Origin of the sequence: Streptomyces sp. NPDC059398 (assembly GCF_042751845.1) — a bacterium.
Classification (GTDB): Bacteria; Actinomycetota; Actinomycetes; order Streptomycetales; family Streptomycetaceae; genus Streptomyces.
The window spans coordinates 75,902-89,035 of sequence record NZ_JBHYWP010000020.1; the positions used below are offsets into that span (position 1 = coordinate 75,902).

15 protein-coding genes and 1 pseudogene are annotated in these 13,134 nt (G+C 71.8%); 8 read left to right on the forward strand and 8 right to left on the reverse strand.

Annotated features, from left to right (window positions below):
- From ACFXBC_RS10415 to ACFXBC_RS10425, 3 genes and pseudogenes are all read right to left on the reverse strand, one after another.
- Positions 1 to 648: pseudogene (locus ACFXBC_RS10415) on the reverse strand (hypothetical protein); the annotation flags it as partial.
- A gap of 8 nt (positions 649 to 656) precedes the next feature.
- Entirely contained in the window at positions 657 to 911 is a 255-nt protein-coding gene (locus ACFXBC_RS10420; RefSeq protein ID WP_385021314.1) for a MoaD/ThiS family protein, read from the reverse strand.
- A 229-nt stretch (positions 912 to 1,140) separates the two neighbouring features.
- The gene (locus tag ACFXBC_RS10425) at positions 1,141 to 2,022 is read right to left on the reverse strand and encodes an alpha/beta hydrolase (protein ID WP_385021317.1); all 882 of its coding nucleotides are present in this window, start codon (positions 2,020 to 2,022) and stop codon (positions 1,141 to 1,143) included.
- A gap of 221 nt (positions 2,023 to 2,243) precedes the next feature.
- Between ACFXBC_RS10425 and ACFXBC_RS10430 the strand changes: the two genes are divergently transcribed.
- The 6 genes from ACFXBC_RS10430 to ACFXBC_RS10455 all read left to right on the forward strand — a co-directional run bounded on the left by ACFXBC_RS10430 (position 2,244) and on the right by ACFXBC_RS10455 (position 7,904).
- Positions 2,244 to 3,035 carry a winged-helix domain-containing protein gene (locus tag ACFXBC_RS10430; protein WP_385021319.1) on the forward strand — a complete coding sequence of 264 codons (792 nt, stop codon included), beginning with the start codon at positions 2,244 to 2,246 and terminating at the stop codon, positions 3,033 to 3,035.
- A gap of 36 nt (positions 3,036 to 3,071) precedes the next feature.
- The gene (locus ACFXBC_RS10435) at positions 3,072 to 4,094 is read left to right on the forward strand and encodes a LacI family DNA-binding transcriptional regulator (protein WP_385021322.1); all 1,023 of its coding nucleotides are present in this window, start codon (positions 3,072 to 3,074) and stop codon (positions 4,092 to 4,094) included.
- Positions 4,095 to 4,262: 168 nt separating this feature from the next.
- Positions 4,263 to 5,345: a S1C family serine protease gene (locus ACFXBC_RS10440; RefSeq protein ID WP_385021325.1), complete on the forward strand. Its 1,083-nt coding sequence runs from the start codon at positions 4,263 to 4,265 to the stop codon at positions 5,343 to 5,345.
- A 47-nt stretch (positions 5,346 to 5,392) separates the two neighbouring features.
- Entirely contained in the window at positions 5,393 to 5,647 is a 255-nt protein-coding gene (locus ACFXBC_RS10445) for a hypothetical protein (RefSeq protein WP_385021328.1), read from the forward strand.
- Positions 5,648 to 5,700: 53 nt separating this feature from the next.
- Positions 5,701 to 6,432, forward strand: coding sequence for a response regulator transcription factor (locus ACFXBC_RS10450; protein ID WP_385021331.1), 732 nt, complete (start codon positions 5,701 to 5,703; stop codon positions 6,430 to 6,432).
- Positions 6,433 to 6,488: 56 nt separating this feature from the next.
- Positions 6,489 to 7,904, forward strand: a complete 1,416-nt coding sequence (locus ACFXBC_RS10455; RefSeq protein WP_385021364.1) for a sensor histidine kinase — start codon at positions 6,489 to 6,491, stop codon at positions 7,902 to 7,904.
- Between the two features lie 83 nt (positions 7,905 to 7,987).
- Here the strand turns inward: ACFXBC_RS10455 and ACFXBC_RS10460 are convergent, their stop codons facing one another.
- Entirely contained in the window at positions 7,988 to 9,259 is a 1,272-nt protein-coding gene (locus tag ACFXBC_RS10460; RefSeq protein ID WP_385021334.1) for a DUF2993 domain-containing protein, read from the reverse strand.
- A 202-nt stretch (positions 9,260 to 9,461) separates the two neighbouring features.
- Here ACFXBC_RS10460 and ACFXBC_RS10465 point away from each other — a divergent pair, with 202 nt between their 5' ends.
- Positions 9,462 to 9,638, forward strand: a complete 177-nt coding sequence (locus ACFXBC_RS10465; protein ID WP_385021337.1) for a CsbD family protein — start codon at positions 9,462 to 9,464, stop codon at positions 9,636 to 9,638.
- Positions 9,639 to 9,832: 194 nt separating this feature from the next.
- Here the strand turns inward: ACFXBC_RS10465 and ACFXBC_RS10470 are convergent, their stop codons facing one another.
- Positions 9,833 to 10,414 (reverse strand): TetR/AcrR family transcriptional regulator, encoded by a 582-nt coding sequence (locus ACFXBC_RS10470; RefSeq protein ID WP_385021340.1) that lies wholly within the window; start codon positions 10,412 to 10,414, stop codon positions 9,833 to 9,835.
- Positions 10,415 to 10,513: 99 nt separating this feature from the next.
- On the opposite strand from ACFXBC_RS10470, the gene ACFXBC_RS10475 reads away from it, so the two are divergent.
- Entirely contained in the window at positions 10,514 to 11,395 is an 882-nt protein-coding gene (locus ACFXBC_RS10475) for an SDR family oxidoreductase (RefSeq protein ID WP_385021367.1), read from the forward strand.
- 66 nt (positions 11,396 to 11,461) lie between these two features.
- On the opposite strand, the gene ssuE is transcribed toward ACFXBC_RS10475, so the two are convergent.
- The 3 genes from ssuE to ACFXBC_RS10490 form a co-directional block, all read right to left on the reverse strand.
- The gene (ssuE, locus tag ACFXBC_RS10480) at positions 11,462 to 12,016 is read right to left on the reverse strand and encodes an NADPH-dependent FMN reductase (protein ID WP_385021343.1); all 555 of its coding nucleotides are present in this window, start codon (positions 12,014 to 12,016) and stop codon (positions 11,462 to 11,464) included.
- Positions 12,017 to 12,276: 260 nt separating this feature from the next.
- Positions 12,277 to 12,351 carry a putative leader peptide gene (locus tag ACFXBC_RS10485; protein ID WP_356828300.1) on the reverse strand — a complete coding sequence of 25 codons (75 nt, stop codon included), beginning with the start codon at positions 12,349 to 12,351 and terminating at the stop codon, positions 12,277 to 12,279.
- Positions 12,352 to 12,467: 116 nt separating this feature from the next.
- On the reverse strand, positions 12,468 to 12,845 hold the full coding sequence (locus ACFXBC_RS10490) for a hypothetical protein (RefSeq protein WP_385021346.1): 378 nt from the start codon (positions 12,843 to 12,845) through the stop codon (positions 12,468 to 12,470).
- Between the last annotated feature and the right edge of the window lie 289 nt (positions 12,846 to 13,134).

The window sequence follows — 13,134 nt, forward strand, 5'->3', positions numbered from 1 at the left end:
GACGTGTTTAGTCTCTACAAAAACCACCCGCTCCGCCCGCCCCCGCCCCACCCGCGCGCCCGCCCGCCCCCCCCCGCGCCCCTCCCCCGCGACGGGCACGGGCGGCGCGGCGTAGGGCGCGGGGGCGGGCATCTCCGGCGGCAGGGGAAGCGACTGCGGCGGAAGGCAGGTGGCTTCGGGGCCGGTGTACGGCTGCTGGGGCTGGGCCTGCTGGGCCTGCTGGTAGGGGGGCTGCTGCTGGTACGGGGGCTGCTGCTGGTTCTGCTGGGCGTACGGCGCCTGCCCTGTGTATGGGTCCTGCTGGGCGTACGGGTCCTGCTGGGCCTGCGGCGCCTGCTGAACGTACGGATCCTGCTGGGCCTGCGGCGCCTGCTGAACGTACGGATCCTGCTGGTACGGGCCCTGGCCCTGAGCTTGGCCCTGCCCCTGGGCCTGGCTCTGCTCCTGCCCCTGGTCCGGCCGCTGCACCGGCTGGTACTGGGTGTCCCAGGTCTGCCCGCTCCAGGTCTGGGTGAAGGAATCCTGGTAGCCGTTCGGATCCTGGTACGCGTTCGGATCCTGGTAGAACGGCTGGTCGGGCTGCGGCTGCTGCGGTTGCCGGCGCGGCTGCTGCGGTTGCTGCCCGTACGGATATGGCTGGTCACTCATGTGGGGGGTCACCCTCCTGCGAACGGCGGGAGCACCTCTACCGTGCCGCCCTCGGCAAGCCGTACCGTCTCATGGCCGCGGGCCCCCACGGGATCGCCGTCGACGAGGAACGAGCATCGCCGCAGCACCTGCGGCAGCTCACCGGGGTGCCGCTCGCGCGCCGCGTCGAGCACTTCGGCCAGCGTCGCGCCGTCGTACGGCTCCTCGGCTGTACCTGCGGCGGCCTTGGCGGCGGCCCAGTAGCGGATGGTTCCCGCGGGCATGGGTACTCCTCATGGTTTTTGCGTCGCGCGGGTCCATGATGCCGGGTGCGACGCACCGGCCGCGCCGCCGCCCGCCTTCTCCCACAACCTCAGCCGAATCAAGCCCGTCCTGGGGGCACCTCCCGGCGTCGACTGCCGGCCAGATCAAGCCCCTCCGGCGTGTGAGGAGCGGAGGCCCGGGGGCAGCGCCCCCGAAAGCCCGCCGCAGGCGCCCCACGCCCCGGCCCCCCTACCGCACAAGCCACTCCCCCACCCGCCCCAGCAACGCATCCCCCGCCGCATTCTCCGCATGCCCCATCCCCGCCTCCACCCACAGCTCCGCCCCCGCCCCCGCCGCGGCGGCCAGCATCCGCGGGTGGTCCAGCGGAAAGTAGGGGTCCCGGTCCCCGTGCACGATCAGCAGGGGCACCGGCGCGATCATCGGCACCGCGTCCACCGGTGACAGCGGGACCGGGTCCCAGTCCTCCGTGTGGATCCGGGTCCGCAGGCCGAACCTCCCCACCAGCCGCCCGAGCGGCCGGGTGACCACCCAGTGCAGCCGCCGCATCGGCGCCGTCCCGCGGTAGTACCACCGCGCCGGAGAACTCACCGCCGCCACCGCGTCCGTACGCGCCCTTGCGAACTCCCCGCCCGCGGAACCACCGGCCCCGGCCGCGCCCCCACCGGACCCGGAACCACGAGAACCGGACCCGCGCCCGCCCGCCAGCGCCGCATGCCGCAGTACCACCGAGCCGCCCATCGAGAAGCCGACCGTCACCACCCGCCGGTGCCCGAGGCCGCGGGCCCACTCGACCGCCGCCGCCAGGTCGAGCACCTCCCGGTCCCCCACCGTCGAGCGCCCGCCCGACCGCCCGTGCCCCCGGAACGAGAACGTCACCACGGCCGCACGCCGCGCGAACACCTCCGCCGCCCGCCGCACCGCCGGCCGGTCGACCGACCCCGTGAACCCGTGCGCGACCACGATCACCGTGTCCGCCGCACCCGTCGCGCACGGCTCGTACCGGGCCTCGATCGGCACCCCGTCCCGGGTACGAAGGATCACCCTGAGGTCGCCCGGAGTGACCAAGGGAACACCGGCTTTCCGGAAGCGGTCTTCTGACGCAGAACTCATGTGGGCTATTCTGGTGGGATGAGGACCTGGGCAAAGTTGCCCCTAGGTCCTTTTGTGCTTTCGGCGCGTTGTATACGAAGCCGCCGGACCTGCACAGCAAGCCCCGCGCACGGGGTAAGCGCAGAAAAAAGCAGTGCCACATACGTCCCCCGAGGAGGAATCGACGTAATGGGCGAGCGATATATGCACGACCGTATGACGACCACGGCAGGTGGGGCGCGATGAGTTCTCTGCTGCTCCTGACCAACGCCCTCCAGCCGTCGACGGAGGTGCTACCCGCCCTCGGACTCCTGCTGCACAGTGTGCGGGTCGCTCCCGCCGAAGGCCCGGCTCTCATCGACACCCCGGGCGCCGATGTGATCCTCGTGGACGGGCGCCGCGACCTGCCCCAGGTCCGCAGCCTCTGTCAGCTGCTGCACTCCACGGGGCCCGGCTGTCCGCTGGTCCTCGTCGTCACCGAGGGCGGTCTCGCGGCCGTCACGGCGGACTGGGGCGTGGACGACGTCCTGCTCGACACCGCGGGTCCGGCCGAGGTCGAGGCGCGGCTGCGGCTCGCGACCGGCCGCCAGCAGATCACGACGGACGATTCCCCCACCGAGATCCGGATCGGCGACCTCTCGGTCGACGAGACGACGTACAGCGCGAAGCTGAAGGGCCGGGTCCTGGACCTGACCTTCAAGGAGTTCGAGCTGATCAAGTACCTCGCCCAGCACCCCGGCCGGGTCTTCACCCGCGCCCAGCTGCTCCAGGAGGTCTGGGGTTACGACTACTTCGGCGGTACGCGCACGGTCGACGTCCACGTACGGCGGCTGCGCGCCAAGCTCGGCCCCGAGCACGAGTCGCTGATCGGCACCGTCCGCAATGTCGGCTACCGCTTCGTCACCCCCGAGAAGGTCGAGCGCGCGGCCGAGGAGGCCCAGGCCAGGGCCGCCGCCGAGGCCGCCGAGGCACTGACCCGGACGGCGGACACGGCGGCGCTCCCGGAGCCCGCTGCCCGGCCGGTGAAACGGTAGGTCCCAGAGCGGGTCCATCCGCGTAGACTGCCGCGCGTGGCCAAGGTGACGCGGGACGATGTGGCACGACTGGCGGGGACTTCGACCGCGGTCGTCAGCTATGTCATCAACAACGGGCCGAGGCCGGTCGCCCCGGCCACGCGCGAGCGGGTGGTCAACGCGATCAAGGAGCTGGGGTACCGGCCGGACCGGGTGGCGCAGGCCATGGCGTCCCGGCGCACCGACCTCATAGGGATGATCGTGCCGGACGCCCGGCAGCCCTTCTTCGCGGAGATGGCGCACGCGGTGGAGCAGGCCGCTTCCGAGCGCGGAAAGATGGTGCTGGTCGGCAACTCCGACTACATCGACGAGCGCGAGCTCCACTATCTGCGGGCCTTCCTCGGGATGCGGGTCTCCGGGCTGATCCTGGTCAGCCAGGGCATGAGCGAGCGTGCCGCCGCCGAGATAGAGGCCTGGGACGCCCGGGTGGTGCTGCTGCACGAGCGGCCCGAGGCGATCGACGACGTCGCCGTCGTCACGGACGACATCGGCGGTGCCCAGCTCGCCACCCGTCACCTCCTGGAGCACGGCTACGCGTATGTGGCCTGCCTCGGCGGCGTCGAGTCGACGCCCTCCGTCGGTGACCCGGTGGCCGACCACGTCGAGGGCTGGCGGCGCGCCATGCAGGAGTCCGGCCGCTCCGTCGAAGGGCGCCTCTTCCAGGCCCCGTACAACCGCTACGACGCCTACCAGGTGGCGCTGAAGCTGCTCGCGGGACCGGACAGGCCCCCGGCGATCTTCTGCTCCACCGACGACCAGGCGATCGGTGTCCTGCGGGCCGCCCGTGAGCTGCGGATCGATGTGCCGGACGAGCTGGCGGTGGCCGGTTTCGACGACGTCAAGGAGGCGGCCCTCACGGACCCGCCGCTGACGACGGTGTACTCGGACCGCCCGGCGATGGCGCGCTCCGCGGTCGATCTCGTACTGGACGACGCGCTGCGGGTCGCGGGGTCGCGGCGGGAGCGGCTGAAGCAGTTCCCCTCGGCGCTGGTCGTGCGCCGCTCCTGCGGCTGCGGCTGAGCGCCAACGCCGCCCGGCCGTACGACCGCCAACGCCGCCCGCCCGTACGACCGCCAACGCCGCCCGCCCGTACGGCCGTCGGGCCTTTATATCGGGCATACGGGGTTCTGTCGGGCTTCTCAGCGGGCGCTCAGGAAACTCTCATGGTCGGTGGTGAGGCTATGAGACATGACCGAGAACCCGGAGCAGTACCCCAACCCGCAGCAGGACGATGCGTACACGGCCCGGTCCTACCCGCCGCCGCCCGCACACCAGCCGACAGCGGCCTGGCCGCCCCCGGCTCCGGCCGCCCCGGCGGACCACGACCACGCCGGGCCCCGGCGCGCCAGGCGGCCGGTCGCTCTGCTCGCCGCTGTCGCCATCATCGCCGCGGTGGTGGGCGGCGGTTCGGCGGCACTCGCCGAGTCCCTGATGGACAACGGGAGCAACGGCGCCAATCCGGCGGGCACCGTCAGCGGCACCACCGTCTCGCAGTCGAGCAAGGGCACGGTCTCCGGTGTCGCCCAGGCCGTCTCGCCGAGCATCGTGGAGGTCAAGGCGACCTCGCAGGAGGGTCAGTCGACCGGGGCGGGGGTGATCGTCACCGCGGCCGGTGAGATCGTCACCAACAACCACGTCATCTCCGGCGCCGACTCGGTCAAGGTCTCCCTGAGCGACGGCAAGTCGTACACGGCGAAGGTGGTCGGCACCGACCCGGACAAGGACCTGGCGCTGATCAAGGTGCAGAACGCCTCCGGCCTCAAGCCCGCCTCGCTCGGCGACTCGTCCCACGTGGCGGTCGGCGACCAGGTCGTGGCGATCGGCTCCCCCGAGGGCCTGACCGGCACCGTCACCAGCGGCATCATCTCGGCCCTGAACCGCGATGTCACCGTCGCCAAGGAGGACGGCCAGGGACAGAGCCAGGGACAGGGCGAGGGGCAGGGCCAGGGCCGCGGTGAGGGCGGCGGCGACGGGAACTGGCCGTTCCAGTTCGGCGGCCGGCAGTTCAACGGCGACACCGGCGACTCCACCACCACGTACAAGGCGCTCCAGACCGACGCCTCGCTGAACCCGGGCAACTCCGGCGGTGCGCTGATCAATATGAACGGCGAGATCGTCGGCATCAACTCCGCGATGTACTCGGCCAGTTCGCAGAGCAGCGACAGTTCGAGCACCGCCGGGAGCGTGGGTCTCGGCTTCGCCATTCCGATCAACACGGTCAAGGCCGACCTCGCCCAGCTGCGCGCGGGCGGCGACAGCAGCAGCAACTAGCACGACCGCCGGCGCCCCCGCGCCGGCCTGCACCCCCGGAGGGCCATGTGACCGTCAACGTCACCGTCAACCGAGCCAGGCACGCCCTGCTCACCGCAGTCTCCTGGGCCGGCCCGGCCGGTCTCGGGCTTCCGCTGGCCCTGGCCCAGTCCCAGGCCGGGCAGGGGGCCGGGTCCGGATCGGCCGGACAGACGGCGGTACGGGCCCCCGAGGTCCGTACGTCCGCCGCCACCGCGCCCTCCCCGGGCACCCGCACCAAGGGGCGTGCCGCGCGCCGCCGCCGGCCGGCCGTGCGAGGCTGAGGGGCGCGAGACCGCGCCCCCAGCGACCCCCAGCAGACGAGGACAGAGAGCCCATGAGCCCCGCCGAGGACGGCCACGACCAGCAGCGCATCCTGATCGTGGACGACGAGCCCGCCGTACGCGAGGCGCTGCGCCGCAGTCTCGCCTTCGAGGGGTACGGCACGGAGGTCGCCGTCGACGGTCTGGACGCGCTGACTAAGGCGGAGCCGTACGCACCGGATCTCATCGTCCTCGACATCCAGATGCCCCGCATGGACGGCCTGACCGCGGCCCGCAGGCTGCGCGCATCGGGTTCGACCACGCCGATCCTGATGCTCACCGCCCGTGACACGGTCGGCGACCGGGTGACCGGTCTCGACGCGGGCGCCGACGACTACCTGGTGAAGCCGTTCGAACTGGACGAGCTGTTCGCCCGTATCCGCGCGCTGCTGCGGCGCAGTTCGTACACGGCGACTGCGGGCGAGGTCCCCGACGACAACGTGCTGTCCTTCGCCGATCTGCGGATGGACCTCTCGACGCGCGAGGTGGTGCGCGGGGAGCGGCGGGTCGAGCTGACCCGTACCGAGTTCACCCTCCTGGAGATGTTCCTGGCCCACCCGCGCCAGGTGCTCACCCGGGAGCAGATCCTCAAGGCGGTCTGGGGCTTCGACTTCGAGCCGTCGTCCAACTCGCTGGATGTGTACGTGATGTACCTCCGCCGCAAGACGGAAGCGGGCGGCGAGCCGAGGCTCGTGCACACGGTGCGCGGCGTGGGATACGCGCTGCGGACCGGGAGCGCCGAGTGAGAACTCCCCGGCCCGTGCGCTGGTTCCAGCGGCTTCCGCTGCGCTCCCGGCTGGCGATGCTGACGGCCGCCGCGGTGGCGTTCGCGGTGGCCGTGGTCTCGGTGATCTGCTGGTTCCTGGTGCAGGGGAAGCTGTACGACGAGATCGACTCGAAGCTCGCCGGGCAGATCTACAGCCAGCCCGTGTCGGTGCCCACGCTGCGCGACAACCTCAACGACTGCCGCGCCCCGGCGCCGCCCGGCAACTTCGGCCAGCAGACGTCCCCGTACTACGCGCAGCTCGTCCAGTCGGACGGCACCACCTGTGTGCGCAGTGGCGCGGGCACCATCAGGGTCACCGGCGGCGACCGTTCCCTGGCCAAGTCGGGCAATGCCGAGCTGGCCAAGTACCGCAACGGCACCGACTCGGACGGGCACCCCGTCCGGGTCCTCACGGCGCACGTGTTCAACCGGCCCGGGGTGGCCTACCCGGACATCGTCCAGATGGTCGCCTACCCCCTGGCGGACACCCGCAGCACCCTCAACGAACTGGCCCTGCTCCTCCTCGGTGTCTCCGGGGTCGGCGTCATCGGCGCGGGCGCCGCGGGGCTGTGGATCGCGCGGGCCGGGCTGAAGCCGGTGGACGAGCTGACCGAGGCGGTCGAGCACGTGGCCCGTACGGAGGACCTCACCGTCCGTATCCCGGTCGAGGGCGAGGACGAGATCGCCCGGCTCTCCCGGTCGTTCAACTCGATGACCGCCGCGCTCGGCGACTCACGCGACCGTCAGGCGCAGCTCATCGCGGACGCCGGGCACGAGCTGCGGACCCCGCTCACCTCGCTCCGTACCAATATCGAGCTGCTCGCCCGCAGCGAGGAGACCGGCCGGCCCATCCCGCCCGACGACCGCAGGGCCCTGATGGCTTCGGTCAAGGCACAGATGACCGAACTGGCCGCGCTCATCGGCGACTTGCAGGAGCTGTCCCGCTCCGACGCCATCCGCGCGCCGGAGACCCTGAACGTCGTCGCGCTGCACGACATCGCCCAGTCGGCGCTGGACCGGGCGCGGCTGCGCGGCCCGGAGCTGACCTTCACGGCGGAGCTGAGGCCCTGGTACGTCCAGGCCGAACCGGCCGCCCTTGAGCGGGCCGTGATCAATGTCCTGGACAACGCGGTGAAGTTCAGCCCGCCCGGCGGGTCCATCGAAATCGCCCTGGGCGAGGGCCTCCTGACGGTACGGGACCACGGATCCGGCATCCCCGCCGAGGACCTCCCGTACGTCTTCGAGCGGTTCTGGCGCTCACCGTCGGCCCGTTCGCTTCCCGGTTCGGGCCTCGGGCTCTCCATCGTGGCCCGTACGGTCCAGCAGTCCGGCGGCGACATCGCGCTCAACCCCGCGCCGGGCGGCGGCACGGAGGCGGTCATCCGGATCCCGGGGACCGCGACCCCGCCCCCGGACTCACCGCCGGCACCCGCGCCTTCGCCGGGGGAGTGACGGGCGGCCCCGCCCCACCGGAGCCCGCCCCCTGCCCGTCCTGCTTGCCCTGCTCAGCCCTGTCCGCCCTGCCTGCGCCCTGGTCAGCCCTGCTTGCCCAGCCGCAGGCCGGAGCCGGCCAGATCCGCCTTGATCCCCTTCTTCTCCACCACCACATGGCGCAGCCGGATGTCGCCGGGGGCCTTGGGCAGCTTGAAGGAGAGCGAGAACTGGCTGGAGAGCTCCGGCGGGCGCAGGCTCATCACCGCGGCGATCAGCTTGGGGTCGATCCCGGCCTTCTGCAGCAGCCAGGGGTGGGCGGCGACCTCGTCGACCAGGTTGACCCGTATCAGCTGGTGGGCGAAGCGGGGGGTGCCGGTCATCCGGTGCAGCTCGTCGTCGCTGTGCAGCGCCTGCCGCACCCGCTTCTGCGGTACGCCGATCCGGTCGACCACGGACGGCACCGAGAGCAGCGCCCTGATGTGGTTCTTCTCGCGGGCGATCCGGGCGGCCGCCTCGGGGGCGAGCCGCAGCCCGGAGTGCGCGCGGTCCCGGCCGGGTGTGTACGTGGCGATCCCGGGGACGTCGACCCGCATGTGGTCGACCGTCGTGGACACCGCCCGGCCGCCGTCCCGCCGGACGTGCGCCTTGGCCGCGAGCCGTACCTGCGTACCCGCCACGGGCAGGCCACCGCGCACGTCGATCGAGTCATGGCCCTGGTCGGTGAACTTGACCTGCGATGCGCCGAGTTCACGGTTCATGTCCTCGAAGGAGAGGAAGACGTCGCCGTCCATCGAGCCGACCACGGCGCCCTTGATGGAGCTGGGGAGGTCTCCGTTGATCCGGATGTCCTTGGCGGTGGCGTGCACCTCCGCGAGCGAGACCCGGTCGGCCGGTACGTCGGGCACGGACACGTCGACCCGGCCGAGGTGCTTGTCGAGCACCTGGGTGAGGAAGGGGAAGCCGTGGATGTCGACCTCCGGCCTGGTCACCAGGTGCAGTGACTGCTGGAGCTTCTCGGCGGCCTTGTTCTGCGCGTACAGCTCGGCGAAGCGGTCGGCGAGGAAGAGGAAGCCCGTGCAGGCCAGGGCGGCGACGGCGACCTTCACCACGGTGGAGACGGCGGCGAAGCGGCCCCTGGCCCGGTGGTTGGGCGGCGACCAGCTGTCGTCGTCGGCGCCTTCCGGGCGGGAGGCGTCGGCCCCTGCGGCCCCGTCGGCCTGGTCGTCGGACTTCAGCCCCAGCCCGAGGGGGTCGCGCTCGTCGTAGCCGCGCCCGTCGTGACCGCGCCCGTCGTGACCGTACGGCTCGAAGCCCGGTTCCGGGTCACTGAGTTCTGCCAGCTGATGGTAGGGATTGGGTGGATGCGAGGGCATGCGTGTGGGGGGTCGCATCACCTCATCCCACCACGCGTGCGCCCCCCGGACGCAAGTCGTACCCGGGGTAGCCCCCTGGTTTGTGCCCTTTGTCGGCCGGGGCCGGCTGTCAGACCCGTCACAGGCCCAGCGGTTTGAAGGGGCGAAGTGCGGCAAAGCGCTTGAATGACACTGTTTCCGAGAAGGCAGGACGTGAGCGATCGTGGCTGCGGACGAAAAGGCACAGGCCAAGGGCGAGCAGGTCAAGGGCAAGATCAAGAAGACCGCCGGTGACGCCGTGGGCAACGAGTCGCTCCAGGCCGAGGGCCGCGCGGAAGAGACCACGGGCGATGCGCGCAAGGCCAAGGAAGCCATCAAGGACGTGTTCAAGTCCAAGTGACACAGGTCCACTCCACGTGGACAAGGCTCCGCCCGGTGGTCCGGCTCCAGGCCGGCCACCGGGCGGAGTCATGCCCGGGTGCGGCTGAGGCGCACTAGAGCCGAGGCGCACTGCGGCTGAGGCGCATCCCGTCGGCGTACCCCGGGCCGGACGGCACCGGACGGAACCGGCGAGGCCCAGCCAGTCAGCCCCGGTCAGCCCAGTGAGGCGCTCGCCGCGCGCAGGTCCTCCAGGGCGGCCAGCGCATAGGGCGCGAGCCCTTCCGCACCGTCCTCACGATCACTTTCGCACCAGCGGGCGTAGCCCAGCTTGAAGGCGAGGATTCCCAGCTCACCCGCGAGCAGCGCGGTCGGCTCGGGGACACCACGGGCGACGAGCGCGGCCGTCATGGCAGCCGCGAGACCGACGCTCTTCAGGGTGTCGCGCTCCTGGAGTTCGGTACTGGCCGCCACCGCGGCCTTGAGGCGGGGGCCGAGTTCACGGTTGGCAGGCCCCATGGCGCTCGACGCGCGCTCAAGACCGGCCGCCACCGCCTGAAGCGGCCGTGCATCCGCAGGCGCCTCGGTGATGCCGTCGGCGAGCAGCCTGCTGAGCGTCTCCTGTCCGGCGACCAGCAGTTCGCGCTTGTCGGAGAAGTACCGGAAGAAGGTGCTCTTGGTGACGCCTGCGCGCTCGGCGATCTGCGTCACCGTCGTGGCGTCGTACCCCTGCTCGGTGAAGAGGTCGACGGCCGCGACGACGAGTCGCTCTGCTGCCCCTGGTTGCCATCTGGCCATGACAACAGGATAGGTGATGGGACAGCTGTCCTATCACCCGTGTATGGTCAGTGATGGGACAACGGTCCCATCACACCCCCTCGCCTCATGGGAGCACCCATGCATGTCTTCGTCACCGGCGGTACCGGAACCATCGGGTCCGCCGTCATCACCGAACTGCTCGGCAACGGCCACACCGTTCTCGCGCTGGCCCGCTCGGACCGCTCGGCGCAGACCCTGGAGGGCGCAGGCGCCAAGGTGCTGCGCGGAGATCTTGCGGACCCCGGCATCCTGCGCTCCGGCGCCGCGCAGTCCGACGGCGTGATCAGCCTGGCGTTCGGGCGCGACTACGGCAGCGCGGACGCGCTCGCGCGGGGCATCGCCGAGGAGAGCGCCGCGCTCACCGCGCTGGGGCAGGAACTCATCGGCAGCGACCGCCCGATCGTCGCCGTCTCGGGTACCCCCTGGGTGCCGGGGCGTGTCGCCACCGAGGCCGATCCGCTGCCGTCCGAAGGAGCGTTGGCCGGTCGGAGCCGCTCGGTCACGGCCCTGCTGGCCCTCGCGTCGCAGGGTCTGCGCAGCGCGGCCGTCCGTATGCCGCGCACGGTCCACAACGAGGGACAGGGCGGATTCGCCGGGCTGCTGGCCGATACGGCGCGCCGCACCGGGGTGTCCGGCTACCCGGGCGACGGCGCCCAGCGCTGGCCGGCCGTGCACGCGCGCGACGCGGCGGCCCTCTTCCGGCTGGTCCTCGAATCGGCACCGGCCGGTACGTCCTGGCACGCCGTCGCCGACGAGGGCGACGCGGTGCGGGACATCGCCACGGTCATCGGCCGACGGCTGGGCCTGCCCGTCGAGCAGGTCCCGGAGGAGACCTTCGGACCGTTCGGCCCGGTCTTCGCGATGGACCAGCCGGCGACCAGCGCCCACACCCGCGACGCCCTCGGATGGCAGCCGGTCCACCCCGGGCTCATCGAGGACCTGGAGAACATTCAGCCCTGACGCACCACCCCGGCGCGCGCGGCCGGATGCCGAAGCGGACCGTACGGCCCTGCCGGGCGGCCGGGGTCAGCCGGCCACGGCCAGGCTCGGCCGGTGGTCCAGCGCGGTGGAGAACTGGTCGACGATCTGGTCCAGCGAGCGGGCGGTGGCGGGATCGACGGTCACGGTGTCGTCGGGTGCGACGCTGATGTGCCGGTCCAGCACGAACCAGCCCTGCACTATGTGCGCGGCCCCCATCGACGAGAGCACCGGACGCAGCGCGTAGTCGATGGCGAGCACATGCGCGGTGGAGCCCCCGGTGGCCAGCGGCAGGACGGTCTTCCCGGCCAGCGCGTACTGGGGCAGCAGATCGAGCAGCGACTTCAACAGGCCGGAGTAGGCGGCCTTGTAGACGGGCGTACCGATGACCACCCCGTCCGCCGACGCGAACAGCTCGGTGGCCCGGACGATGTCCGGGTGCGCGAAATCGGCCCCGAGCAGGGCCCCGGCGGGCAGGGTGCGCACGTCGAGCGGGACGACGGTGTGGCCCTGGGCGGTGAGCCGGGCGTCGAGGTGGCGCAGCAGGCGGGCGGTGCGGGAGGTGGCGGACGGACTTCCCGAGACGGACAGGACGGTGGCCATGGGCCCTCATTTCCGGGTACGACGGATGGCGGAGCGGCCGCTGATCAGGTCGGATCACCGTCGCGGCGGGCGCACGGAACGGAGTGTGCGGGCAGGCGGAAGGAGACAGCCGAGGCTCCGGCGGCGGATGACTGCGCCGACCGAGGACTCCGGGCGGGGGACGGCTCACGCAGCACGGCGGACCCGCGAGGGGCACCGACGGTTACGGAGCCCTGGCCCGGCCACAAGGCACCGGGCAGCGAGCGAAGGGGAAGGTCTCCTCAGGCTTCGCGGCGACAGAAGGCACTGGAGACGCGGGCGAGGTCGATGTGGCGGCGCTTGGTCAGGCAGCTCATACCGTTCGCTCCTCTCGCGTTCTCCCGGTGTGCGTTCCGGGGCCCACAGTACGGCGGCCCCGGCACCCCGGTCGAGTGGGCGACCACCCACTGGACGCCCGGCCCGCCCGAAGCCGTCAGGACGGCGCCCCGGGACAGGCACCCCCGAGAACCGCGATCAGCCCTTCCCCACCGGGGCAGAATTCGAGATACGGGTGCACGGACCACTCGATCCACCGCCCCCGGTGACTCAACGAGAACCCGCACGGCTCGCCCCGGTGCAGAGCCCCCATCGCCCCCACACAGCCGCCGCCGTCGACCCAACTCAGCGCGCGGTGCCGCTCGATGGGCGGCAGCGAGTGCGCCAGCGCACGTACGTCGGCCCGGATGCGGCGGATCGCCTCAGCCGGTGCGTTCGTGGCGTACCGCGCTACGTCCGCCACGTCGTCGGCGTCCATCGTGCGGTAGGTGATCCGCTCACACCAGAAGGCCCGGACGGGATACGGGACGCGCATGGTGGAGCCTCCTGACGCGACGTCGGGGCCACCCCCTGCCCACGACCGGCGTGACGAGCTGTAGGTAGCGGGGTGGCCCCTTTGTTTCCCCCCAATCGGCGCAGACTGAGGGGGTGTTGCGCCCCCAGGGCATGAACATGCCCTAGCAACAAGGCTGTTGGCGACGCAGAACGAAGCTAGCGCTTAAAGCATCCCCGCATCAAGTGTTGTACGTCTAACGAGTGAGGCAAGCCGTCTCAACAGGTAGCACGCAGCAAAACGGGCGGCCTCCACCTGCGCCGGTGGAGGC